The organism is Methylobacterium sp. AC832 (assembly GCF_979256025.1).
The window spans coordinates 1-24,239 of record NZ_CEEDMV010000012.1 but is presented as its reverse complement, the minus strand read 5'-3'; the positions used below and the strand labels follow the sequence as shown (position 1 = coordinate 24,239).

General features: G+C 64.6%; 20 protein-coding genes and 1 pseudogene. 5 read left to right on the top strand and 16 right to left on the bottom strand.

Annotation, left to right across the window (positions count from 1 at the left end):
* Positions 1 to 173: 173 nt before the first annotated feature.
* The 7 genes from AC0IXR_RS23810 to AC0IXR_RS23780 form a co-directional block, all read right to left on the bottom strand.
* The gene (locus tag AC0IXR_RS23810; protein WP_471762428.1) at positions 174 to 1,805 is read right to left on the bottom strand and encodes a dipeptide ABC transporter ATP-binding protein; all 1,632 of its coding nucleotides are present in this window, start codon (positions 1,803 to 1,805) and stop codon (positions 174 to 176) included.
* The gene (locus AC0IXR_RS23805; RefSeq protein ID WP_461222244.1) at positions 1,802 to 2,680 is read right to left on the bottom strand and encodes an ABC transporter permease; all 879 of its coding nucleotides are present in this window, start codon (positions 2,678 to 2,680) and stop codon (positions 1,802 to 1,804) included. Before AC0IXR_RS23805 ends, AC0IXR_RS23810 begins: the two co-directional genes overlap by 4 nt.
* A gap of 17 nt (positions 2,681 to 2,697) precedes the next feature.
* Positions 2,698 to 3,639 carry an ABC transporter permease gene (locus tag AC0IXR_RS23800; protein ID WP_027174151.1) on the bottom strand — a complete coding sequence of 314 codons (942 nt, stop codon included), beginning with the start codon at positions 3,637 to 3,639 and terminating at the stop codon, positions 2,698 to 2,700.
* A gap of 70 nt (positions 3,640 to 3,709) precedes the next feature.
* Positions 3,710 to 5,299, bottom strand: a complete 1,590-nt coding sequence (locus AC0IXR_RS23795) for an ABC transporter substrate-binding protein (protein ID WP_471762427.1) — start codon at positions 5,297 to 5,299, stop codon at positions 3,710 to 3,712.
* 62 nt (positions 5,300 to 5,361) lie between these two features.
* Positions 5,362 to 6,513 carry a M20/M25/M40 family metallo-hydrolase gene (locus tag AC0IXR_RS23790; protein WP_471762426.1) on the bottom strand — a complete coding sequence of 384 codons (1,152 nt, stop codon included), beginning with the start codon at positions 6,511 to 6,513 and terminating at the stop codon, positions 5,362 to 5,364.
* Between the two features lie 3 nt (positions 6,514 to 6,516).
* Positions 6,517 to 7,980: a M81 family metallopeptidase gene (locus tag AC0IXR_RS23785; RefSeq protein ID WP_471762425.1), complete on the bottom strand. Its 1,464-nt coding sequence runs from the start codon at positions 7,978 to 7,980 to the stop codon at positions 6,517 to 6,519.
* Positions 7,977 to 10,406: a penicillin acylase family protein gene (locus AC0IXR_RS23780; RefSeq protein ID WP_471762424.1), complete on the bottom strand. Its 2,430-nt coding sequence runs from the start codon at positions 10,404 to 10,406 to the stop codon at positions 7,977 to 7,979. Before AC0IXR_RS23780 ends, AC0IXR_RS23785 begins: the two co-directional genes overlap by 4 nt.
* Before the next feature lie 106 nt (positions 10,407 to 10,512).
* Between AC0IXR_RS23780 and AC0IXR_RS23775 the strand changes: the two genes are divergently transcribed.
* Together AC0IXR_RS23775 and AC0IXR_RS23770 are read left to right on the top strand one after the other, a co-directional pair.
* Positions 10,513 to 11,970 (top strand): amidase, encoded by a 1,458-nt coding sequence (locus tag AC0IXR_RS23775; protein WP_471762423.1) that lies wholly within the window; start codon positions 10,513 to 10,515, stop codon positions 11,968 to 11,970.
* Positions 11,967 to 12,128, top strand: a complete 162-nt coding sequence (locus AC0IXR_RS23770; protein ID WP_471762422.1) for a hypothetical protein — start codon at positions 11,967 to 11,969, stop codon at positions 12,126 to 12,128. The genes AC0IXR_RS23775 and AC0IXR_RS23770 overlap by 4 nt, the downstream gene beginning before the upstream one ends.
* A 523-nt stretch (positions 12,129 to 12,651) precedes the next feature.
* Here the strand turns inward: AC0IXR_RS23770 and AC0IXR_RS23765 are convergent.
* The 7 genes from AC0IXR_RS23765 to AC0IXR_RS23735 form a co-directional block, all read right to left on the bottom strand.
* Positions 12,652 to 13,098, bottom strand: coding sequence for a DUF2721 domain-containing protein (locus tag AC0IXR_RS23765; RefSeq protein ID WP_471762420.1), 447 nt, complete (start codon positions 13,096 to 13,098; stop codon positions 12,652 to 12,654).
* A 108-nt stretch (positions 13,099 to 13,206) separates the two neighbouring features.
* Positions 13,207 to 14,295: a DUF1254 domain-containing protein gene (locus AC0IXR_RS23760; RefSeq protein ID WP_471762419.1), complete on the bottom strand. Its 1,089-nt coding sequence runs from the start codon at positions 14,293 to 14,295 to the stop codon at positions 13,207 to 13,209.
* 29 nt (positions 14,296 to 14,324) lie between these two features.
* Complete coding sequence (locus tag AC0IXR_RS23755) at positions 14,325 to 15,260, bottom strand: HlyD family secretion protein (RefSeq protein WP_471762418.1); 936 nt, start codon at positions 15,258 to 15,260, stop codon at positions 14,325 to 14,327.
* Entirely contained in the window at positions 15,257 to 15,496 is a 240-nt protein-coding gene (locus AC0IXR_RS23750) for a DUF3302 domain-containing protein (RefSeq protein WP_471762417.1), read from the bottom strand. Before AC0IXR_RS23750 ends, AC0IXR_RS23755 begins: the two co-directional genes overlap by 4 nt.
* An 11-nt stretch (positions 15,497 to 15,507) precedes the next feature.
* On the bottom strand, positions 15,508 to 16,308 hold the full coding sequence (locus tag AC0IXR_RS23745) for a DUF4344 domain-containing metallopeptidase (protein WP_471762468.1): 801 nt from the start codon (positions 16,306 to 16,308) through the stop codon (positions 15,508 to 15,510).
* Between the two features lie 41 nt (positions 16,309 to 16,349).
* Entirely contained in the window at positions 16,350 to 16,742 is a 393-nt protein-coding gene (locus AC0IXR_RS23740) for a hypothetical protein (RefSeq protein WP_471762415.1), read from the bottom strand.
* A gap of 222 nt (positions 16,743 to 16,964) precedes the next feature.
* Positions 16,965 to 18,332, bottom strand: a complete 1,368-nt coding sequence (locus AC0IXR_RS23735) for a DUF1254 domain-containing protein (protein WP_471762414.1) — start codon at positions 18,330 to 18,332, stop codon at positions 16,965 to 16,967.
* A gap of 558 nt (positions 18,333 to 18,890) precedes the next feature.
* Here AC0IXR_RS23735 and AC0IXR_RS23730 point away from each other — a divergent pair.
* The 3 genes from AC0IXR_RS23730 (at position 18,891) to AC0IXR_RS23720 (ending at position 20,801) form a co-directional block, all read left to right on the top strand.
* Positions 18,891 to 19,109, top strand: coding sequence for a hypothetical protein (locus tag AC0IXR_RS23730; RefSeq protein WP_471762413.1), 219 nt, complete (start codon positions 18,891 to 18,893; stop codon positions 19,107 to 19,109).
* A 278-nt stretch (positions 19,110 to 19,387) separates the two neighbouring features.
* Complete coding sequence (locus tag AC0IXR_RS23725; protein WP_471762412.1) at positions 19,388 to 20,341, top strand: SphA family protein; 954 nt, start codon at positions 19,388 to 19,390, stop codon at positions 20,339 to 20,341.
* A 67-nt stretch (positions 20,342 to 20,408) separates the two neighbouring features.
* Positions 20,409 to 20,801: a GCG_CRPN prefix-to-repeats domain-containing protein gene (locus AC0IXR_RS23720; RefSeq protein ID WP_471762411.1), complete on the top strand. Its 393-nt coding sequence runs from the start codon at positions 20,409 to 20,411 to the stop codon at positions 20,799 to 20,801.
* A 503-nt stretch (positions 20,802 to 21,304) separates the two neighbouring features.
* On the opposite strand, the gene AC0IXR_RS23715 is transcribed toward AC0IXR_RS23720, so the two are convergent.
* Together AC0IXR_RS23715 and AC0IXR_RS23710 are read right to left on the bottom strand one after the other, a co-directional pair.
* Entirely contained in the window at positions 21,305 to 22,753 is a 1,449-nt protein-coding gene (locus AC0IXR_RS23715; protein WP_471762410.1) for a recombinase family protein, read from the bottom strand.
* Positions 22,754 to 22,796: 43 nt separating this feature from the next.
* Positions 22,797 to 23,342: pseudogene (locus AC0IXR_RS23710) on the bottom strand (exodeoxyribonuclease VII large subunit); the annotation flags it as partial.
* Positions 23,343 to 24,239: the final 897 nt, after the last annotated feature.

Genomic DNA, 24,239 nt, shown 5'->3' with positions numbered 1-24,239 from the left:
GTATACGTGGAGAACGGTCAAGTCCGTTGTGTCCCTCGCCGTGTCGACGACGAGCCACTCCTCTTGCTCTCCGGCACGAACTAGGCGCCGTAGCAAACTTCCTCTTTGTACCCTGGGGAATCTTCGTCTGAGCTGTGATGGCGCAGCTGAATTCTCAGGGAGGACATGTTCGATCACTCCTGGGCAAGACGAAGCTTGGGAGCCGCTGCGAACAGTGCCTGCGTATAGGCTTGGCGCGGGTTGGCGAAAAGTGCGGCGGTCGCCCCTTCCTCGACGATCCGTCCGCCGAGCATGACCACGAGGCGGTCGCAGAGGCGTGCAGCCACGCGCAGGTCGTGCGTGATGAAAAGGATCGAGAGGTTGAGACGCTCGCGGATATCCTCCAGCAATTCCAGTACTTGGCGCTGCACCGAGACGTCCAAGGCCGATACGGCCTCATCCGCGATGAGCACATCGGGTTCCATGGCCAACGCCCGCGCAATGGCGATGCGCTGGCGCTGGCCGCCGGAGAATTCGTGCGGATAGCGGTCGAGCGCGCCGGTATCGAGATGTACGAGATCGAGGAGGCGCGTCGCGCGCGCCCAAGCTGCCTCTTTCGACAGACCGTAGTTCATCGGCCCCTCAATGATCGACTGCCCCACCGTCCGGCGTGGATTGAGCGAGCGGTAGGGATCTTGGAACACCATTTGGACGCGACGCCGATAGGGGCGAAGTTCCCGCGTCGGCAACAGGGCGATGTCGTCGCCACCGATACGGATATGACCGGCGGACGGATCGACGAAGCGGGCGACGCATCGCGCCAAAGTTGATTTGCCCGAGCCCGACTCTCCCACGATGCCGAGGGTTTCCCCCGGTTGCAGCGCGAGGCTGACACCGTCCAGGGCCGTCACCGCGCGACCGCCACCGAAAAGACCGCGTCCGCCATAGGTCTTGGTGAGGTCACGCACGGCGAGGATCGGCGCCGAAGGCTGCCTGCGTGGCCGGGGAGGCGGCGGCTCGGCCCGAGGAACCGCCGCGATGAGCATGCGGGTATAGGGGTCGCGAGGCTTGGTCAGCACATCCTCGACGCTGCCCTCCTCCACGAGACGCCCCTTCTGCATCACCACCACCCGGTCGGCGATCTGGGAGACCACACCGAAATCGTGGGTGATGAACAGGATGCCGGCGTTGCGGCGGGCCTGGAGTTCCTTCAGCAGCTTAAGGATTTGCGCCTGGGTGGTGACGTCGAGCGCAGTGGTCGGCTCGTCGGCGATGATCAGGGCCGGGTCGTTGGCGAGCGCCATGGCGATCATCACCCGCTGGCGCTGGCCACCGGACAGCTGGTGCGGGTAGGCCTTCGCGAGGCTCGGTGGATCGGGCAGGTGGACATCACCGAGAAGGTCGAGGACGCGGCGACGCCGCGCTTCGCGGCCGCCCCGGCCGGAATGCGCTTCCAGCATCTCGGCGATCTGGTCGCCGACGTTCAGCACAGGGTTCAGTGCTGTCATCGGCTCCTGGAACACCATGGCCATGCGGCTGCCGCGCAGGGCGCGCAGGCGCGCGGGGCCGACCTTCAGCACATCCTCGCCCTGCAACAGGATCTGCCCGGCGGACGGCGACAGGTTCGGCGGCAGGAGCCCCATCACCGCGCTCGCGGTGACGGATTTGCCCGAGCCGGATTCGCCGACGACGCAGACGATCTCGTTCGTACCGACGCTGAGCGACAGGCCCTCGATGGCGTTGGTCCGGTCGGCGCCCCGCGGCAGCGGAACGGTGAGGCCGGTAATGCATAGGACAGGTTCCAGGCTCGCCGAGGCTCCCGTCATCGCAAGGCTCCGAAGCGGCGCGCGGTGCGCGGGTCGAGGGCGTCGCGTAGGCCGTCGCCGATGATGTTGACGGCGAGCACCGTGGCGGCAACGCAGAGGCCGGGGAACAGGATCACCCAGGGCGCGATCTGGAAGGATTGGCGCCCCTCAGCCATGATGTTGCCCCAGCTCGGGATCTCGGTGGGAATGCCGGCGCCGAGGAAACTGAGGATCGCCTCGGTCAGAATCGCCGAAGCGCAGACATAGGTGCCCTGGACGATCAGCGGCGCGATGGTGTTGGGCAGGACGTGGCGGATCAGTAGCATCGGCAGACGGGTGCCGGCACCGATGGCGGCCTCGACATAGGGCTCCGAGCGCACCGACAGGACGACGCTGCGCACGAGGCGCGCCACCCTCGGGATCTCGGGAATGGCGATGGCGACGATCACCGTGCTGATGCCGGCTCCCGACAGAGTCACCATGGCAATGGCCAGAAGGATCGACGGGATCGCCATGATGCCGTCCATGATCCGCATCACCACCGCGTCGAGGCGGCGCAGGTAGCCCGCCACGAGCCCGATGAACAGGCCGATGAGTACGGCGGCGGCGGCCACCGAGAAGCCGATGGTGAGCGACACCTGGGCGCCGTAAACGACACGGGTCCAGACGTCGCGCCCGAATGCGTCGGTGCCGAGCCAGGCCACGCTCGAAGGTGGTTTTAGGCGCAGGCGGGGCCGCAGCAGGATCGGGTCGCCGGTCCAGAGGATGGGTGCTGCTAGGGCCGCGAGCCCGACGACCAGCAGGACGGCGAGCCCGAAAAGCACGCCCGGATGGCGCAGGGCCGGTGGCAGCGATGCGAACCGCGCGGCAAGGGGGGAGGGGATGGGGGAGGGCATTGTCCGATCCTCGCCGCTCAATAGCGTATCCTCGGATCGAACAGCAGGTAGGACAGGTCGATGGCGAGATTGACCACCACGTAGAGGGCGGAGAACAGCAGGATCACGCCCTGGATGACCGGATAGTCGCGGGCAAGCACCGAATCGACGGTGAGGCGGCCGAGGCCGGGCAGGTTGAAGACGCTTTCGGTGACGACGACGCCGCTGATGAGGAGCGCGATGCCCAACCCGATCACCGAGATCACCGGCACCGCCGCGTTGCGCAGGGCATGGCGCCACAGCACCTGCGTCTCCCCGATGCCCTTGGCGCGGGCGGTGCGGATGTAGTCCTCGCCCAGAACCTCCAGCACGCTGGAGCGCGTGGTCCTGGCGATGAGGGCAATGTAGATCACCGAGAGCGTGAGCGTCGGCAGGATCAGCCGCGACAGGAACGGCCAGACGCCTTCGGTGATGCTGACATAGCCCTGCACCGGCAGGAGCCGCAGCTGCATGGCGAAGCCGAAGATGAGGAGATAGCCGAGGACGAAGACCGGCACCGAGAAGCCGAGCACCGAGACCGCCATCACCGCCCGGTCGACCCAGGTGCCGTGCCACCACGCCGCCAGCACCCCGAGGGGGACTGCCACGAGGACGGCGAAGACGATGGTGGTGGTGGCCAGCGCCAGCGTCGGCTCGATCCGCTCCAGAATGAGCTTTGCGACGGGCTGGTTTGATATGATCGACGCGCCGAGATCGCCGTGAAGCAGACGGCCGATCCAGGACAGGAACTGGGTCAGGATCGGCTGGTCCAGGCCGAGCCGCGCCCGGATCGCAGCGATCTGGTCGGGGCTCGCGGCATCCCCCGCGAGGATGGCGGCGGGATCACCCGGCGCCAGCCGCAGCAGTAGGAAAACGATGACCGCCACCACGCCCATGACGGGAAGCGTGGCGGCGAGGCGTCCGGCGAGAAAGCGACCCATTCAGATCTCCGGGTTCTCGGATCGAGGTGCGGTTCCCCCCACCCGCGGGGGAGGGGAGGCCGTGCGAACGTCACTTCTTCTCGATGTTCCAGAACACCGGCGCGGGGGCTTCGAGGATGCCCTTGAGCTTGGGGCCGGCTGCCAGCGGGCTGATGAACTGGCCGGTCGGGTAGTACATCCCGACCGCGTAGGCCCGCTCCTGCACCATCTTGGCAATGGCGACCTGCTTGGCCGGATCGATCTCCAAAGCGTAGGCGTCGCGCATCTTCTCGATCTCGGCATCCTCCGCCCAGCCGAAGAAGCCGCCGTTGCGGCCGCGCGCGTTGACGCCGACATTGCTCACCGGGTTCAGCATGTCGGCGTTGACCCAGGTCGTGTGAAAGATGTTCCAGCCGCCCTGGTCCACCGGATCCTGCTTGGCACGGCGTCCCACAAGGGTCTGCCAATCCATCGATTGCAGATCGACGTTCATGCCGATCTTGCGCAGCGCCTGGGCGGTCACCGGCCCCAGCGGCGCGGCGATGGCGAGGTCCGTCGGCTGCATCACGACAATGGGCTTCCCGTCATAGCCGCCCTCCTTCAGCAGTTGCTTGGCGCGGGCGAGATCAGTCTTGGGCGCACCGGCATCGGTGGCGTTGGGCGTGTTGCAGACGAACATTGCGAGACACGGCACCATGTAGTCCGGGTCGCCGATCTGGGCGTCGAGGTAATCCTGCTGGTTGACGGCTAGCAGCACGGCCTGGCGCATCTTCTCGTTGTCGAAGGGCGGGTTGACCCAGTTCATCCGGAGCATTCCAGAGACACCGAGCGTATTGTAGTTGATGATCTGCACACCCGCCCCTGCCTTCAGGATAGGCAGGAAGTCATGTGGCGGCTGCTCGATGTAATCGATCTCGCCGTTGATGAGGGCGTTCACGGCAGTCTGATAATCGGGGATGTTGAGCCACTCGACCCGGTCGACTTTCACCACCTTCGCGCCGGAGGTCCAGCTCGGCGCCTCGCTGCGCGGCACGTAATCCGGGTTCTTTTCGTAGACCACCTTCAGACCGGGCTGGAACTCGGCCTTGACGAAGCGAAACGGGCCGGAGCCGACCTCCTCCGGCACGTTCTTGTCCGCCGGTGTTTCGGCGATGCGCTTGGGCATGATGAACGGCACGTTCGAGGACGGCTTGCCCAGGGAGGTGAGAACGAGGCCGTAGGGCTGTTTCAGCTTGAGGGTGAAGGTCTTGTCGTCGACCACGTCGAGGGAGGCGGTGTAGGCCATGAGTTTCTGGCCCATGCTGTCGCGCTTGCCCCAGCGTTGCAGCGAGGCGATGCAATCGGCCGACGTCACCGGAGTGCCGTCGTGGAACTTCAGCCCGTCGCGCAAGGTGAAGGTGTAGGTCAGCGTGTCGTCGCTGACGCTGTAATCCTTCACCATCTGCGGCTGGACCTTGAAGGTCGCATCGGTGGCGAACAACGTGTCGTAGATCATGTAGCCGTGATTACGGGCGATGTAGGCGGTGGTGATGATCGGGTCGGTGATCCGCAGGCCCGAATGCATCACGGCGCGGATGGTGACGGGCTTGGCCTGCGCCATCACCTCGGTCGTGACCGCTCCGGCCGCCATCGCAGCGAGGGCCAGCGCCGCCCGGAAACCCGTCCTGAACGCCTTGTCCATGGAATTCCTCCCCAACGCCGCGATGCGGCTCTCGTGACGAAGTGCATGCAGGATGCAGGCCGTTACCGTCCGTCGAGCCTCGCCATCAGGCCGGCCAGTAGCCTGGCGCGATGCGGCAGTGAGGCGGTCAACACGTGTTCGTCGAGGGTATGGTAGCCGGCGCCGCAGGGGCCGAGACCGTCGAGGGTCGGGATGCCGAGATTGCCGGTGAAATTGCCGTCGGAGCCGCCGCCGAAGCTCTCGTGCGGGAGGGCCGAGCCGAGGTCGCCGGCGATCATCCGGGCGGTCTCGTAGAGCGCCATCGTCCCGGCATCGGGCTCCCAGACCGGGCGGGTGACACCGCGCGTCACCGTAAAGGCGACGCCGTCCGCCTCTCCAGACAGGGCGAGCATCCGCTCGACGCCGCGGTCGAGATCGCCCTGGCGCTTGGCCATGCTCAGCACCTCGGCCCGGCAGGTGGTGGCGACGCAATTCACCCATTGCCCGCCCTGGACGATGCCGACGCTGAAGGTGCAATCGGCATCCGACATCGCCTCGATGGCGATGATCTGCTGCGCCATGGCCCGGATGGCCGAGCGTCCGTCACCCAGTCGCGCTCCCGCATGGCTCGGACGGCCGGTGGCGGTGAGATCGAAGCGGGCGATGGCGTAGCGGCCCGTGAGCACCGCGTTCCCCGGCTGGCCGGGCTCCGGCACCAGGACGTAGCGATGGCGCTGGGCCTCCGCCTCGATCAAGTCGCGGGTCGAAGGGCTGCCGACCTCTTCGTCGCTCGTGAGCAGGAAAGTGACCGGGAGCGGTGTCTCGACGGCGGCTTTTCGCAGCGCCTTGACGGCTTCGAGGGCAATGAAGTTGCCCCCCTTCATATCGAGGATGCCCGGGCCGTAGCAGCGATCGCCTTCCACCCGCCAGGGGAGGGCGGCCAGGGTGCCGAGGGGATGGACCGTGTCGAGATGGCCGAGGACGAGGATGCCCGGCTCGTCCCGGCGCGGATGCGGTAACCGGGCGCGGACGCAATCGCCGAAATCCATGCGTCCGGGGATCGACTCCACCGACGCACCGGCCATGGCGAGGTCGCGCGCGGCAAGGCTCATCATCCGGTTCACCGCCGCCCTGTCATGGGTCGGGCTCTCGCACTCGATCCAGGGGCGAAGGCCGGCGAGCAGGTCGCCGAGTTCGAACGGAAGGTCGGTCAGAGCGAGATCCTCAAGAGCCATCGATCAATCCTGTGTGAACGGGTCGGCGATGCGGGGCCAATAGGCCGGGTCGCGTTTGGTGTAGGGGATCGCTCCGTAATCCGGTGGAACCGCGCCGGGGGCGGCGACGTAGCGAATCTCGCTGGCGATGGGCGCGAAGGCCGCGTGGAAGTGCTGCATCGATTTCACCACGACGATGCGCTTGTCGTCGAGGGTGAGGCCGAGGCCAGTATAGGCATCCGGGGCGAAGGGCTGCTGGCGCTGCGAGGCCAGAACGATATGGATGCCGTCCGCCTCGATCCAGGCGCAGGGACCGAGTTGCGCGCGGCCGCCGCTGAGGCCGCCCTGGCTATGAGCCTCGGAGAGTCCGCGCACGGTGATGCGCAGGTCGAGGGGATCGCCGGAGGTGACACCGCACTTGCCGGCGATGCGCAGATCGAACGTGGCGCCGATTCCGGCCTCGTGACAGATGCCAACCGCGCCCGGATCCCAGTACAGGCCGGTGACGGCGTCGCGGATGCCGCGCTCGACCATCCGGGCGAGGAGAGCGGTGTTGTCGGAGGGAGCGCCCGCCCCGGCATTGTCCGCGATGTCCGCGAGCACCATCGGGCGCGGATCGGTGGAGGCCAGCGCCGCGTCGAGCGCGGCATCGACCGTATCGACCCGTGTCGCGGCCTCCCCGCGCATCGCCCAGATCTCGGCGGCGAGAATTCGGGCGAGGGACGCGGCCTTGGCCGTATCGCCGTTGGCCACCACGAGCATCCGGGCGCCGACCTCGGCGACGTCCCCCCATGGAAAACCGTGTCCGAACGAGACGGACAGGATGCCATCCCTGCCCTCCAGCGCCTCCATCCGCCGCACGAACCCAGCGACCGGCTCCGCCGTGGTGCGCCACATATTGACCATGCGGCAATCCTGGATCGCCATGACCGGGCGGATCGTCCCCTCGGCCGTGCCGATGACAAGCGGATAGAGGTCGCGCGCCCGCGCCACGATGTCCGTATGCGGGTATTCCTTATAGATCACGACGACGTCGGCCGCCCGACGTATAGTCTCGGTCAGATGGCAATGAAGGTCGAGTTCGACGCCGACCGCCACTTTCGGCCCGACCAGGGCGCGGACTCGCTCCAGCGTGTCGCCCTCGCAATCGTCATAGCCCTGCGCGACCATGGCGCCGTGCATGAACAGCAGCACCGCATCGACGGGTAGCGCCGCTTCGAGATCGGACAACAGAGTATCGCGTAAGTCTTCGTAGACCGCGCGCAGGGTGATGCCACCGGGCTGGGCGAAGGTGGACAGGCTTTCGACCACGATGTGCCCGTCGCTCTCGGCCATCTCCCGCCAAGCCTTGAGGCCGATATTGCTGAGGCTCGGCGGTCTGAGGCTCCCATTGCGGCGGGCGTAATCGGCGAGGAAGGCGGCCCTGCCCGTGGGCAGGGGAGCGAAGGTGTTCGTCTCGGTGGCGAGGCCGGCGATGAAGATCTTCACGTGCTCGGCAACTCCTGGCTAGGTCGAAGGGGCTGGCTGGGTCGAAGGGTGATGATGCTCTCGGTGGCCGCGTCCACGGCCTCGCGGGAATAGAGCAGGGGCACCGTTGCGCCCGCCGCCCAGGATACGGCATGGTCGGCGTAATGGCGGCTGTCGGTGCGGCCCGACTGGCCCGGCGCGTTCACGAACACGCTGGCGTCCCAATCGCCTACATCGACGATCATGCGGAACGAAGCGCCCGTGGTGAGGGCACCGTCATGGGGGTGGTAATCCGCATGCATCACGGAGGCGGCCGAACCGCCGACAGGCAGCGGACCGACATTCTCGCTGACCGCGCCGCCGATGCCGGAGAGGGGATGCCGGAAGAATCCATGATGGAAACGGCCCCATTCCCATCCGGCGGGATCCGTACCGAACCGCGCCTCGCAATCGAGCCAGGCCGAGGCGAGGGCGCGGGTGACGAGCGCCGTGCGCGTCGCTTCGTCGAGGTGCGGGTGACCATGGTCGAGCGCGTCGAGCAGTGTCTCTGTGTCACCGGGCCGGAACAGGTCTGCATCGGCCGGCTCGGGCGCCAGGGCGGTGACGAGGGCCGGCCGCAGGTGACGGAGCCAGAGCGTCTCGATGAGGCAGGCGGCGGCGCTCTCCGCATGCAGGTATCCGTCGAAACCGAGGAGCAGGTGGATGGCGGCGCGGGACGCAGCATCGTCGGCCGGGGGCAGGGCGGCCACGAGTCGGCCGAGGCGGAGGGCGGGTTCCGAGAACACGTCGGCCTGAAGGCGGGTCGAGGCGTCGAGCGTATGCCCGGCATCGTCCTCGAGGACGGAGCGGATGCGCCGGGCCCTCCAGGGGTCAAGCCACTCGAAGCTCAGCTTGCGCGTCTCAGCCGGATAATCCGCGGGCAGGTTCATCTCGTTCGCGCTGAAGACGAAGCCGCATTCGGGGTCTACATGGTGCGGCAGCACGAACGGATCGTGGAAATCCGCCCATTCGTAACGCCCGTCACCGGGCACCGGGAGCAGCCCGTCCCAGTTCGGGCGCACGGGCGCCTTGCCCGCCATGAACCATGCGATGGTGCCACCGGTATCCGCATAGACCTGGTTGGTGGAGGGTGCCGACCAATCGCGCAACGCCTCACGAAATTCCGTCACCGTGGTGGCGCCGAGATAGGCGAGGCTGCCGAGATAGGCGGCTGTCCCCGGCTCGGACCAGACCGTCCGCACGGCGAAGGCCTGGCGCCCGGACACATCCTCACAGATCACCGGCCCGTGACGGGTGAAAGCGAGGGTGACCTCTTCGTCGGAGCCGTCGCGCACGGGAATGCGCTCGACGACCCGCGCCATCGCCTCCCAGCCCGTTCCATAGCGGTAGAGGCCGGGATCATCCGGATGGGTCTCGTAGACGAACAGATCTTCCTGATCGATCGGCGCGATGGTGAGGCTGAAGGCGGCGGTGCCGTTATGGCCGATGGAGATGCCCGGCAGCGCCGGTTCTCCGGCTCCGATCACGTCGAGCCCCGGCGCGGTGAGATGAACGACGTAGCGCAGGGAGGGGAGCTGGTAGGCGCGATGCGGGTCGCTCGCCAGGATCGGACGGCCGGTGGCGGTCCGTGCCCCCGAGACCGCCCAGTTGTTCGAGCCTTCGCTGGCCTCCGCCGGCGCCACGACAGGTTGGCGATCCGAGCGATGGACGGCGCCGGACGCATCGACCTCGCTCCATATCCAGGCATCGGCGCGTTGGGCGGCGAGGCGGGCCGGATCGAAGCTCACCGGCGCAGTGGCGAGACGGAAGACCGTGAGGAGGTCTTGGGGCAATCGCTCGGGCGCCAACCCTTCGGGAATCACGGGATGGTGGTCCGGGCTCAACGACTTGCGCAGGACATCCGTCGCAAGGCCGCAACGCGCCAGGACACGGGCGCGGGCGACCTCCGAGGCGACGTTGCGCACGAGGGCATGGCTGCGGATCCGCACCACGTCCTCCGCATCCCAAAAGGCGGGCCGCGTGCCCATGGATGCGAATTCCGGCGGCAGTAGATCGTCCCTGTCACGCGTCAGGACGATGAACGCGTTGAGCCCACGGACGAAGGCCTCGACGATGCCCTTTGCGCGGGGATGGCCATAGGCCGCCCATTCGGCATCCATGTCTCCGCGATACAGGAACAGCCGCGCGGCCCGATCCTGGGCGAGGTAGCCCGGACCGAAATCTGCGGCGAGCAGGCCCAATCCGCGCTTGCGCCACAGGTCGAGCTGCCAGAGTCGGTCACGACCCGCATTGAACCCCTGCACGAGGAACGCATCGTCCTGCGATTCCGCCCGGATATGGGCGACGCCCCATCTGTCAAGACGGATCTCGGCGGGCGCAGCCAATCCTTCGATGGAGAAGGCAGGGCCGTCCAAGCTCGGTGGCGTCACCATCAGCACGGATTCCATCGGCGCGGCTTCAGACAGTGTTGTCGGCCTGCGGCACGCATAATGTATGCAATTCCATCCTGTATTCGGCGTTCTGGCAAGCCGTGCGCCAACCTGGAGTGATGGGATGAGCGGGACTTCTACGATGCCAAGTCTGCCGCAGGGCGGGATCGTCGGCCTCGACGCGACACAGATGATGGCGGCGATCCGCGACCGGCACATCTCCTGCCGGGAGGTGATGGAGGCTCATCTCGATCGCATCGCGCTGGTGAACGGGCGAGTGAACGCTATCGTGTCCCTGCGTGACCGGGGGAGGCTTTTAACCGAGGCCCACGCGGCCGATGCCGACCTTCGGCGCGGGCTGTGGCGCGGGCCGATGCATGGATTGCCCCACGCGGTGAAGGACTTGGCGCCGACGCGCGGACTTCGCACCACTTTCGGCTCACCGATCTTCGCGGATCATGTTCCGAAGGAAGATGCTTTATTCGTCGAACGCCTGCGCGCGGCAGGGGCGATCCTCATCGGCAAGACGAACGTCTCCGAGTTCGGCCTTGGCTCGCATAGCTACAACCCCGTCTGGGGCACCACGCTCAACGCCTATGATCCCGCTCTAAGTGCTGGCGGAAGCTCGGGCGGCGCCGCTGTCGCAACGGCCCTCCACATGGTGCCCATGGCCGATGGCAGCGACTTCGCCGGCTCCCTCCGTAACCCTGCCGGCTGGAACGGTATCTTCGGGTTCCGGCCTTCTCAGGGCAGGGTCCCATCGCTGCCGGGCCCGGAGGGCTATATCCAGCAACTTGCCACTGATGGTCCCATGGCGCGGAACGTCACCGATCTCGCGCTCCTCTTATCGGTGATGAGTGGGCCCGATCCCCGTGCACCCCTCTCCCTGGCAGAGCCGGGCCTCACTGCCGAGTTGCTGCCGGGCAGAGTGGAGGGTGCCCGCATCGGCTGGCTCGGCGATTTCGTCGGTGCTCTTCCCCTGGAAGACGGCATCCTGCCGCTGTCCCAGACGGGCCTCTCCGCCCTCGAAGCCGCGGGATGCCGCATCGAGGAGACCGGTCTCGGGATCAGCCGGGACGAGATCTGGGCATCCTGGCTCGTCTGGCGCCACGTCCTGGTCGGCAGCCGCTACCGACCGCTCTATGACGATCTAATCAAACGCGAGAAGATGAAGCCGGAACTGATCTGGGAGATCGAAGGCAGCCTCGGTCTTTCCGCCGACGATCTCTATCGAGCGTCGGTGGCGCGGACGCGCCTCTACCAGCGCTTCCTTGCGCTCTTCGCCGATTTCGACGCGCTGGCCCTGCCGAGCGCTCAGGTCTTTCCGTTTGCTCAGGCCGAGCCCTGGCCCACGATCATCGCCGGCACGTCCATGGATACGTATCATCGTTGGATGGAAGTGGTGGTGCCAGCGACCTTGTCCGGATGCCCCACAATCTGCCTGCCGTTAGGTCCATGGGCACCGGACGGACGATCATCGGGGTTGCAGCTCATCGGAAGGCCGGGACAGGACAGGGCGCTGCTTTGCATAGCCCATGCATTCGAGGAAGTGAGTCAGCCATCACAGCGACTTCCTTTATGAAGAGATGGGCATACACGGCAGCGCTGTTTGCCGCCTTCAACGTCCTGGACGGTACCTTGCTCGGCTACTGCACGCAGCATCATCGCCACGGCACGCTCAACCGCCTCCTTAACAATATCCAGGGCTCCTTCTGGGGCCTGACCCGTCGGTGCCTGTAGCGATATACCTTCACTGGCTTCGTCGACTCGCAGTCGATCATCAACTGAGGCACCGTTCACTACAACAAAAAGCCAGTACTGGGTTATGAGGACACGAACTCATTTTACCGTGCGTTCCAGTCCTGGGAAGGAACCACTCAAGCGCGCGGGATAGAGCTTACCGCGTCATGTTTTGGAAACAGCTCAATGGCTCCAGATCAGGTGTAGTCCTGCCCAAGGAGCCGCTTGGCCTAGGTTCATTTTCGAGAACGCAAAAATGTCCGTTGAACGCCCGGGTTGGGTCGGGACCCGTCGGTCCGCTCTACGACCGGGTCGGGTGGTCTCCTGCCCGTCCGTTTCTGGACAGCGGTTGCATCAAGCGGACATAGTCGTGGGGACCGCTTACGACCCCTTACAGAAGCTGGGAACGTCCGCTGGCAGGCTGCTTGGTGAGGTGGTGATCTACGGCTGGGACGGGTGGTTTGCGGCCAGTCTGCTCGCGAGAAAGCAGACTGGATAAATTCGGAGAAGCGTTCCGAAACTCTCACTTATGGCGCAGCGCTCGCTGCACGTTGGCTATGTCAGCCACCGACAGCCGGATCTCCAGCAAGAGGAAGATTAGGGCAGTCGTGAAGAGTACCATCGCAGCAATGAATGTCAGCGCGATGGCTTGGCTGTTATGGAAGCCGAACAGCGCATCGACGAAGGTCAGAACCACCATCCAGCCCGTGACGATGCCGCTATGCACACAGAGCGTGATCGCCCAACGCGTGTGTCCAAGCCGTCTTAGCGCATCACGCAGCACTGCTTCACGTTCAGGAGCAAGCGCCTCCTCTTCCTTGCTCACCAAGCTGCGGACGAGGTCAGCATTGCGCGTAAGCCGCTGAATTAGAAGGGAGAGGAGCGCGGCAACGGCGCCAAGAAGGAAGGCTGGCGCTGTCGCCAGTCCGATGACCCGCGTGATCTCATCGATCGGGACGTCCTTAAGCATGGTCCTAGGTTCGCCCTTCTGAAGAGCACGCCGGCTGGCGAGGCGGCATATGCCCGTTCTATGGCCGATGTAGCTCACGGTTGAACCATGGACGGACAGGGGGCCGCCTCAGTCCGACACTTGGCTCACGGGTCGCGCTTCGGGGAACTTCCAGCTGCCGTTCAGGATCGGCTCCCGAGGTCGGTACAGCCTGACCATGTAGTTCCACTTCGGAGGGGTCGGCAGGCAGTTGGGGATTTTGCCGTCACAGCCGCCGAACTGAATGTCCACTGAGCCGTCTGCACCCTTCCTTGATGTGATGGAATTGAAGGTGTAGGCGCCGAGTTCATTCTTCTCGTAGAAGCCTTGATCGTTGTAGAGGCTGACCGACCAAAAGCCGTCGACTGGCACGTCCCTGACTGTCAATCGGTACACGGTTTTTCCGTCATTCCGGGCCGGCACGACATTGAGGTAGGTGGCATCCTTGGGTGGGTTGGCACCCCAGGCGGAAGCCGCACCAATGAGGCGCTGGACCGGATCCACCTGATCCTTAGTGCCGAAGGCCCTGCTGGTATCCACGACCGTCGTGGCGAGTGCCAGAAGCGCCCCGCGGATCTTCTTCTGGCTCCCAGGATCCCAGGCCGGCACCTCGAACTTGCCCGGGCCGCCGGGTTGCTCGACCTTGATGGTATCCTGCAGGTCATGGACCTGGGCAAGGTCGGCAGTATCTGCGGGATCGACTAGCGTTCGCACCCCGATGAGGACGTAACGCGTCCCGATCTTGTCTTTTGTGAGGGTATGCGGGCCCGGCTTATAGATGGCCGGCGGGGTGTACTGGTCCTCGTCGATGACTTGCATCGACATGAAGCGGCCGCCCGCGTCGGGCAGCGTGATGGTCGCCGGGCCTGCATCGAGGTCGAACACCGCCGCGGAGTACAAGGTGTCCCGATTGAGCCGGATGATCGTCTGGTTGTCGATGGTCGCCGGCTCGCGTCGGTTCACGAATTTACCGAGACCGCCGTCCTTGACGACGTTGCCGAAGTAGAGGTCGCTCTCGGCGCGAACGAAGTTGTCGGGTGTGACGGAAACGGGGCTTCCCTTATCCCCGGCCGGCGCGCCCCCCTGAATTGGAGCCGCCCCAGGCGGGGTCGCATCTCCCGCGAGAGCGCCAAGGGCCAAACACGTCGAGGCAAGGGCTGCGAGAATGGACGTTTTCATGTCTCTCTCCTGCTTCCGGGTCGACGCACTCAGAACGGGTTGATGTAATTCAGGATCGCGGTCTGCCGCAGAACGACCTTGCGGATGACATGCGCCGGCTGCACCCGATCGGTGTAGATCGCAGCGGTTCCGGTGCTCCCCGCTGGTAGGCGACGGCCCACCTCCGGGTCATCGAGCTTGAACCGGACGACGAAGGGCGCCGCCAGGATCTCCGACGGCGCGACCGCTAACCCGCCAGGCTGTGCCTGTCCGGTCGCGATGGCCTGCAACACTGCCTCGACCCGGCCGGCATGGATCTCGCCAGGGAGAGCCTTGAAGGTGACCTCCACGGGCTGTCCGGGTTCGATGTAGCGCGTGTTGATCTGCGCGATCTCCGCGCCCAGGATCGTCTCTGACGTGTCGATGAAGGCCATGACTGGCGTCTGGGCCGTGACCCGCGCACCCTTCCGAAGTGCTAGGTTCGTCACGTAGCCGGCGGCGGGGGCGTGCACTGTGGTCTTGTCGAGGTTCCACTTAGCGCCGTCGAGCTGGGCTTTCAGCTGATCGACCTCGGCATGACGCTGCTCAACGTCGAAGGCGCGACCTGTCCCTCGGGTCTGCAACTGGGTCATCTCGCTGAGGCGGGTCTCTGCGAGTTTGAGCTGCGCATGGATGGCATCGACTTGGGACTTGTAGGGGATCGGATCGATGCGGAAGAGGACGTCGCCTTCCTTCACGGGCCTGTTCGCAACAACCGGTACGTCGACGACCTCTCCCGCCACGGAGGGGATGATCTGGACTGAGTGGCGGATGACCGCCGCCGAGCCCCATGGCGCGCCCCATCCCATCGGGATGAACAATCCGACAAGTAGGACGAGGAGCACGAGAACGGGTGAGATCTTCCAGAATAGGTTCAGGCGGACGAAGCCAAGCCAGACGAACAGGACAAGGAGTGCGATGTAGCTGTTTAGCAGGACGACGATCATTGGACCGTCTCCCGCTTGGCAGGTACGTCGACGTAGGCCCAGACCAGGATGAGGGGCCAGAACACCAAGCCGAAGACCAGCGTGGCCCAGCTTCCGATTGCCACCGCCTGCGCCCAAGGGTGGCCGCGCTTGCGGGCGATGCGACCCGGCATGACACCGAGCGCGATGAGTGATGCGACAAGGGTGGCGGCCACCACCAGCAGGACGACCCAGGTGAAGATGTCGATGAGCGGCATCGCGGCAAGCCTTACTTGGAAGCGGGGCGGAAGGCGCGACGCAAGCGCTTGCCGTCACTGGGTTGCACACGCAGGTGAGGACCGATGAGCTTCTCGGTCGCGAAGGCGATCTGCCCGTATTCCTCCTCGCAGCCTTCGGCCCGCTCCTTCGGCAGGTAGCCCTTGGTGAGCATGGCGCGGTAGCGCCGTTTGTCCGAGCCATAGGCGAGGCAGGAAAGATTGTAGAACCGCTGCCAGGACAGTCCGTGGACGTCGGCGTAGGCGCCCTTGTCGACCGGTTCGTACCTGGCCGTTGTCGCGAAGAAGTACGCGCTTCCGTCAACGACCATCCGGGCATCGGCCGGCGAAAGGTGCAGCAGGATCAGCGAGGCGACCTGATCCGCGGCATCCTCCTCGCGCCCGAGGATCGGCACGTTCAGCAGGTCGAACAGGGCATGGCTGCTCTCATGCATGAGGATCTGGAAGACCGGCCCCCGGATAGCCTCTTGGCGGGTGACACCCTCTGGCGACTTCTTTTTGGGCGCGGCGCGAACGATGCTGTCGATGAGTTCGTAGCAGACGGTGATGCTGCGGTTCTCAGGTGCGTACCAGGCGTTAAGCTCGCCAGCACATTCCTTGAGGCGGTAGGTCAGGCGGGTCGGAAGGCGTACGAGCCCGACGATGGCCCCGACGCGCTCCAGGACGCGACGCTCGCGCATGGCGTCGTAAATCTCGCGGTAGGCCGCATTTTTCGGAGGTTCATAGACAACCCGGATGCGGCCGCTACCAGGCGAGACTTGTCGCGCTACAGCAGAAGCAGCCGGCAGGAGCACCGCTGCCAACACCAGGGTAACGCACCATACGGGGCCCCGCATCAGCTTCGTCCTGCGGGAACCCGGTCGATCCGAGCCATGGTACGGATCGCGGCTCGGTCGTCCTTCGCGAGGATGCGGCCCTTGTTTCGGACGAGGCGATCGATAGGGAGTGCGATCTCGCCACCACCCATCAGGCGGCGCACGTTGACCACGACGACCTCGTGCATGCCGTCCGGGGCCGTCCGGACATCGACGATGCGACCGATGGCATAGCCGTCCGAAGTGCTGACCCAATTGCCCTTCCCGGCTCGGCGTAAGCTCTCTGCCAGGATCTGGTAGTAGGCGTTGTCCCAGCCGTTCGACGGCGAGGCAGACGTCTGGGCAAGGACTGCGGTCGAGGACGCCAACATCAAGGCGGCCGACACGCCAATGCCGATTAGGCAGCTGCGCATCTCAGAGCCCCTCTGAAAGGTACTTCGACATCGCGCTGGCTCGCATGAAGCCGACGCGGAGCGGACCAGTGAACGGGATCTTGCTGGTGTGGACCGCGCCTGCGTTCCGCGCCTCGGCCAACAACTTTGTCGTTGGGTCATCGAGCCTGGACATAAGGTCTGAGGTAGGCCGGCAGACGAACGCGGCAGAGCCATGTTGTTGGAAGCGCATGGTTCGGCCTCCTACTGCTGCTTGTCAGGCGCGACAGGTTCCCGTGGCGGGAGCTGCCATTGTCCCGACAGGAGCTCCGGCTTCGGGCCGTAGACCCGGGCGACGAGCGAGTAAGGGCCCTGCGGCGCCGGGATCCAGTTCGCCTCATGCGAAGGGCCGGGCGACTGGTGACCCAGGTAGACGGTCAGAGAGCCGTCAGGGTCGTGGACGAGCCCCTTGGTGCGGTCGCCCAGCGAGTAGCGCTTCTGGGGATTCGCGTAGAGAGCCCGATCCGGCAGCGTGTAGAGGGTCAGTGACCAGAAGAACTCGGACGGCGGCAGCCGGTCTGCCGCGAAGCGCATCATCGACGGCTTCGACCCGTCGCCGACGAAGCCGCCGTACCAGGCCTCCTCGCGCGAGTTGCCGTACAATCCCTTTTCGGCGCCCAGGGCGCGCCGCATGTAGTCATTCTCTAGGAATGCCCGTGTTCCGAACAGGGGCCCGGAGTCGAACGTCGTGGCCGCCTGCGCATCGATGGCGGCCTGGCCGTCGGAGGCCCCGGCCTTGATGGCTTCGAGGAGCGCCGGGTCTAGCTTCGTCTTGTCCCACGGGAGCCCAGGACCGATGCCGATCCGGGCGAACCGACGCATCAGGTCTACCTCGCTCGGGTCGGGTGGCTGCGTGAATTGCAGCAGGACGTTCAGGTAGCCGACAAAGTCCTCCGAGCGAGCCTTGGAGCGATCGTAGGCGGGGAAGTCGACGGCTGGAGCCGGCTCGGGAGGTCGGGAGGCCGCGAACTCACTCAGGGGCTGGAGACGATAGCCGCGCTGGACCGCCCGCACGTTTGGCACGTCCTCCGGCCCGCTTAGCGCCGTCCGCGTCAGCGTTCCGATGATGTCGGTCTCAGAACGGAATACCTGACGGATGCCATCGGGCACGATGCCATTCCAGCGCGGCCCGGTGAACAGGTAATTGCCGGCATCGTTGCCGGTGGTCCGGGAGCCCATGTAGGCGAAGTTGTGGGTGAAGAGGTCGAACCACTGGAAAACGTAGTAGCGCTTGTCCGGCACCGCCGGGACACTCACCACCCAGGGCTCGGCGCGCAGGTCGAGCCAAGCCCAAGAATAGGGGGTATCGTTGTTCGGTGTGACGACGTCGCGGTTCTCGGGGGTAAAGACCTCTGCGTAGTGCCGGAAGCGACCGAAGCCGCCGACGTACTCCGAGGCCTTTCCGTCGACGACCTGCTTATGGAACGTCTGGTAGTTTTCCAGCATCGCGTAGGCGTAGACGTAGGCTTCCTTCGCCGTGGCTCGGGCGTCATTGGGACTTGCTTGCTGAGCCGTGACCGTCCCCGAGACCAGGGTGCCAACAAAGCCGAGGATGAGAAGGCGAGAGATCATCGGGAGGTCTTCTCCTGGGCAGCAACCAGCAAGATCCGTTGCTTCGCAAATCGGGCAGCCAGCCTGCGGACATGGTGTAGAAGCGTCGGACATGGCCCGATGGCTTTGGCCGAAGGCTTTCGGATGTTCATGACGGCCTCCTGCGTTCAGGCAGGACAGCGATCCCAAAAACCCTTTGTTCGAGATGAGTCGGTGTAGAACCAGCAGTATCCAGGAGCGGGAGGGGCACCGGCCCAAGCGGCCGCCGTCGCGGCGCCAACGAAGCCGATAGCTGCACCGGCCGCCAGGGCAGCCCCCGGGCGCCACCACGCTCCGTAGGGCCGGTAGACGCCACCGACCACGACGTTTCGGCGAACCACCACGCCTCCGCGGCGGACGCCACCACCATGCCACCCTGGGCGCGGTCCATAACCTCCTGCGATTCCTCGGCGTTGAACTCCGCCGCCGGCAAATCCTGGGCGCCCCACAAATCCCCCAGCGCGTCGTCCTACGAAGCCACCCCTAAAGCCGCCTCGGAAGTTCTTACGGCTGGCAACAAGCTTCAACGAAGCATCATTGATGGCCAAAGCCATTTTGGACATGCCTAGTGGAGCAGAAATTGCTGGCCCACCCATGCTTAAAGCCCAAAGAGTAAGTAGAGGCGGAGAAATTATTTTTAGGATTCGATACATCAATTCCACCTTCGGTGATTTCAATGCAGAATTCTTGGAAGCCGATAAGGTCTCTCCTTTTTACCTACGTAAACTACGTACATTTTGCCTTACCGAAAGGCAATAGCTTATGCAAATATAAATTAGGTAAGATATTACATCAAAGCAGCATTTATCTTTTCAGATAAATCTGCTGCAACGTTCAGACAACAAATTAAACTAAACTGTCATTTAAGTTATTAGGCTTTCATTCGATCTCCGAGTTATGTAAATCATTCCTAGTATCAAAATCGGCAATAGCGGAGGCCGGTGGTGGTGAGCATTTTAAAGAAGATTGCACGCAACTTGTCTCGGTGCACGATTCTAATGTCAACTATGGTAATCGGTTGCGTCAACCCCCTAACCGTGCGGGTTGCAGAGGCAGCTGAGGCCGCTACGGGCGTTTATCTTCTCGGGATTCGCGGCCCTTTAGCTGGCATAACTCCACCGCCTGGCTTCTATTTCGAGTACGATTTCTATCACTACAGCGGTGAGCTGGGTGGTGGCCGTGTCTTCCAATCGGGCGGCGTCGTCGCCGCCAACCTCAAACAGGACACCAACGTCAGTCTTGCGACGCCACTCTGGGTAACCCCGGTTGAAATCCTCGGAGGCCACCTCGGGTTCTCGGTTGCTGTGCCCTTCGGACAACCCACCGTGAGCGCAGGCGCCTTGCTGTTCTCGCCTCGCCTCGACCGATTCATCGGCGGTCGCATCAGCGACTCGGATTTCAACGTTGGCGATCCGTTCGTGTCAGCCTTCGTGGGTTGGCATTCCGGCAACCTTCACTGGAGCCTCAGCCTTAGCGGAAACATTCCATCTGGAGCCTACGAGGTCGGTCAGCTCTCGAATGTCGCTCTCAATCGACCTGCGCTCGACCTGACTGGCGCGCTGACCTACCTCGATCCTGTTGCGGGCTACGAGTTGTCGGTGACACCGGGCGTGACCTTCAACTTCGAGAACCCGGCGACTCGCTACATCTCGGGCAACGAGTTCCACGTCGAATGGTCCGCCTCGAAGTATCTAACCAAAGAATTCACCCTGGGCTTCGTTGGCTTCCACTATCAGCAGTTCACCGATGACGGTGGCCCGGGCAACCGGATTGGAGCCTTCCGTGGGCGTGTGACCGCCCTTGGCGGCATGCTGGGGTACGACTTCAAGGCCGGGCAGATCCCGGTGACGGCGCGGGTGAAGGTTCTACGGGACGTCGAGGTCGAGAACCGCTTTTCGGGCACGACCGCTTTCGTCTCCCTCGCATTCCCTCTTTGGGTGGCGCCTCCGAAAGCTGCTCCTGAGTCTCAACACGTAGTCAGGAAATTCTAGCTCGTCTTCGTTCGGGAGCAGCCGAACGGAAAGCTTCGATCCCGCCCCTCATGATGGAGTGATTGCGATGAAACCTCTCAAACTGATGGTGCTCGGTGCCCTGGCCTTCGGCGCTTTGCTCGGCATGAGCTCATTTGAACGGGGCAACATGGGAGTCGGTACCGCAGAGGCGGCTGGCGGGTGCGGCGTCGGCTTCCATCGCGGACCCTACGGCGGTTGCCGACCGAACTACTACGGCGGTCCTGGCTACTACGGTGGTGGTGGCTACGGATACCGTGGAGGAGCTGTGTACGGTTATCGCGGGGGAGCCGTGTACGGTTATCGTGGCGGCCGGGTCTACGGAGGGCGGGCCGTGTATGGTCGCCGAGGTGGGTTCCACCGTGGTGGCTTCCACGGTGGCGGGAGGGGCTTCCACGGGGGTGGCCGTGGCTTCCACGGCGGCGGGCGCATGCATCGGTAACTGGTGAGCTCCCGGGATGTCGGGCGCCTAAGCCTTGGCGGAGCCGGCTGCAGCCTCGCGGCGGAAGGCCCCGGCCTCCCTCGTGGTCATCGACTTTGAGCATCGTGTATTCAACCAAGCCACCTGTGGGAGGCTTCAGGGTCCATTAGCCTAGGCTCCCAAGGGGCACCGCGAAGGCTGCATATAGCCTGCCTCGATCGCAAAACGGATGCATGGACGTCGATTTGCCGTTTCACGACCTCGGATCAGCGAACGTCCGCTTCAGGGCGAAGGGTCAGGGTCCGCTCCCCACCCCGAGCGGAGCTTACGGGGGGCGACGAACGACTGCTTAGGAGAAACGCAAATGGGGTTCCAGGCGGCTGAGTTGGGTCGCATGCGGAACGTCTGCTTCCGGGCAAGCGGTAAACTTCCGCTTATGGCGCATTGCTGCCGTAGCAACATGGCGACGGGCGTCGCACCTTCAGGCCGACATTGTCAGTCGGTTAAACGCCGCAAGAACTCCGTCACGCTGCGTTGCTGCCGCAGGCATCCTGATTTTCGCTCCAGACCATGGGCGCATTCATGAGCGCGGAGATACCGGACCCTTCCGGCAGAGTTCCATCGATTGCCGCCTGGATGACGGATGGAGCCAGGAAGGCGAGGTTGAGGGTCATGCGCACCGAGCGCTCGCTGCAGCCTTCGGCTACGGCGATGGCGTGGGTATCGGCGACACGGCCGGCCACAAGGTCATCGAGCCAGAAGCGAGCCTTGGCGATCCCGTCGACGAGGCGGGCCCGGGTCTCGACCCGCATCGGCCGCAGCGGCGCTGGCCCTTCATCGCCTTCAGCGCGGATGACCTCGCACCGACGACGGCTCGGCCGGGCTGACCACGGTACACGGAGGGAGGGAGGCTCGATTGCCCCTGCTTCGCCCGCTCTGTGGTCGTGCTCTGCCCCATCCGGCTCGATGAAGCTGATCGTGAGAGAGCTCGGGTGAACGACGATGCGGCCAACCTGGGCGAGCAGACGCGTCTCATCGTTCGGGAAGGGGAGGTCAGGGGAGGGCGTCTGAAGCGCCTCCCGCACGGCCTGCTCGATCTCGGGTGCCGACACCCGGGAGACCGAGCCGGCCTCGCTGCGCTGCCCAGTCTCGAGGGCGCGCGAGACGTAGTAGCGGTAGCGGAGCGCGCCCTTCCTGGCCGAGCTCGGCGTCATCCGGTTGCCGCGGTCATCGTAGAGCAGCCCCGTCAGCAACGAGCCGGTGTTGCCCCGGACGGAACCTTGCGCCTGCGCCTTGTCGCTCAGCGCCGCCTGGACCGCATCGAACAGCTCGCGTGGGACGATACCCTCGTGCTCTCCGGGATAGTGCCGGTCCTTGTGGATCACCTCGCCGATATAGACCCGGTTGCGTAGCAGATAGGCCAGCGGACCCTTGGTGAAGGCGATGCCGCCCCGGATCGTGCCATCCCGGCGCGGGGATCGCTTGGTTAGGATGCCCTGGCCCTGAAGATCGACCGCCAGCCCGTTGAGGCAGCCGAGCGCGAGGTAGCGCTCGAAGATCGTTCGTACCTGGGCCGCCTCATCGGGGCAGGGGACCAGCTTCTTGTCATGGACGCGGTAGCCCAGTGGCACGGGTCCACCCATGCGCATGCCCTTGCGCTTCGAGGCCGCGATCTTGTCGCGGATGCGTTCTGCCGTGACCTCACGCTCGAACTGGGCGAACGACAGCAGCACGTTGAGCGTCAGCCGTCCCATGCTGTTGGTGGTGTTGAAGGCCTGGGTCACCGAGACGAAGGAGACGCCGTGCGCGTCGAACAGCTCGACGAGCTTGGCAAAGTCCGAGAGCGCACGGGTGAGCCGGTCGACCTTGTAGACCACCACCACATCGACGCGCCCCGCCTCGACCTCGGCAAGCAGCCGCTGCAGCGCCGGACGCTCGAGGCTGACCGACCTTGATAAGCTGCTGCTCAGCATTCGTTATGCAAAGCCGAACCGCTTCTTCAAATCCCATCATGGCGCGTGACAACCTTATGCTGGCGTCCGCCGCGACATCGTCGCGGATGGCCTCGGTCAGGTCCGTAAGCGCCTGCTCGGCACGGATGGCCGTTCGGCGCATGAGATCCCGAATCAGCATGGCTGCCGCGGTGGGCGTTGGTACGGACCGTCCGGCCACCTCATCGAGAACCGTGCGCGGCGTTGCGGCGTGGCCAAGGCCCACGATCAGGTTCGGAAGGCGCCGCGCCGCCGCGGCCGTTGCCCATGCATTGAGCGGTGAGAAGGACGAAGCTGGACCTCCACCTCGGACGATGAGTGTGGCGGACAACCCGTGTTCGGCATGCAGCGCTTCAGCTTTAGCCATCGCTTCGATCAGAGAGCTCTCTGCGCTCGGTCCTTCGAAGCTAGCCCTGATCCGGTGGAGTGCGATCAGTCCCAATGCCTCGAGGGGCTTCAGCACATGCTCCACGTCGCGCAGGGCGTCACCGACCTCCGATGCGATGACCGCGACATGGTAAGTTTCCTCCGGATCCTTCCAGGTAGAAGGTCCGAACCGTACTCCATCCATTCGGAGCAGTCGCAGCATCTCTTCACGTCGGATCTCCAGTTCGATGGGGATTTCGCCGATCGCGTAAAGACCGATGACCTTAGCCTGCACCGTAGCGCCTCGACTGAAGCGTTGCCGAAGCGAGCATCGTATCGCCACCTCGATCCTACGATTGATGAGAGAGATGGGATCGAAGGTCCTGCCGAGCTCGGCTTCGATCATTGTCCGCTCGTTCTCACCGAGGTGAGCCTCGAGCCGCGGCGGCTCACTTCGGCTTGCAGCCTCAGCCTCACCGAGGAGAAGCACGAAGCCATCCCGTGACGTGGCTTCAACGCTGAGCACACTGGCACTCACGACGTGATCGCCTTTCACCTGTTGTCGTAGCGAAGCGATGAGATTCTGCAGGGGAATGACGGTGATGTTTGTCGGGAGGGGACGATCCCCGTTGGATAACTGGCTACTGCCGTCCTTTGGGGCAGGATGAGGCGGCAGTGCAGTCGGGAGCGGAGCGCTCAAGCCACGGATTCTGTGATGGCGCATGTTGGGTTCCTGGGCGAAGGATTTATGGAAGGGTCAGTGAGGGAAGGGGCGGCATGCCCAGTCCATGCCCCCGACGTCCTGGACGTCGAACGTTGCGACCGAGCGATGCTGTTGTTGGAAGCCTGGGCTAGGCGACATCGCGCAGCGGCCCAGGCTTGGCATGAGGGTGTGAAGCGCTGGCAGGGTCACGAGCGTGAACCGAGTGCTCGACAACCGCCCTTACGAGAAGCGGAGGCTCGGACGGCAATGAACCGTCTCAGCCTTTGCCCGGATGCCCAATATGCATCCGGGGCGTAGCGGCGCCTTGCAATAGCGACTTGGATTATGGTCGCCGTGTTCCGTGAGGAATGCCCCACCCCGGATGGCCGTCCGGAGTGG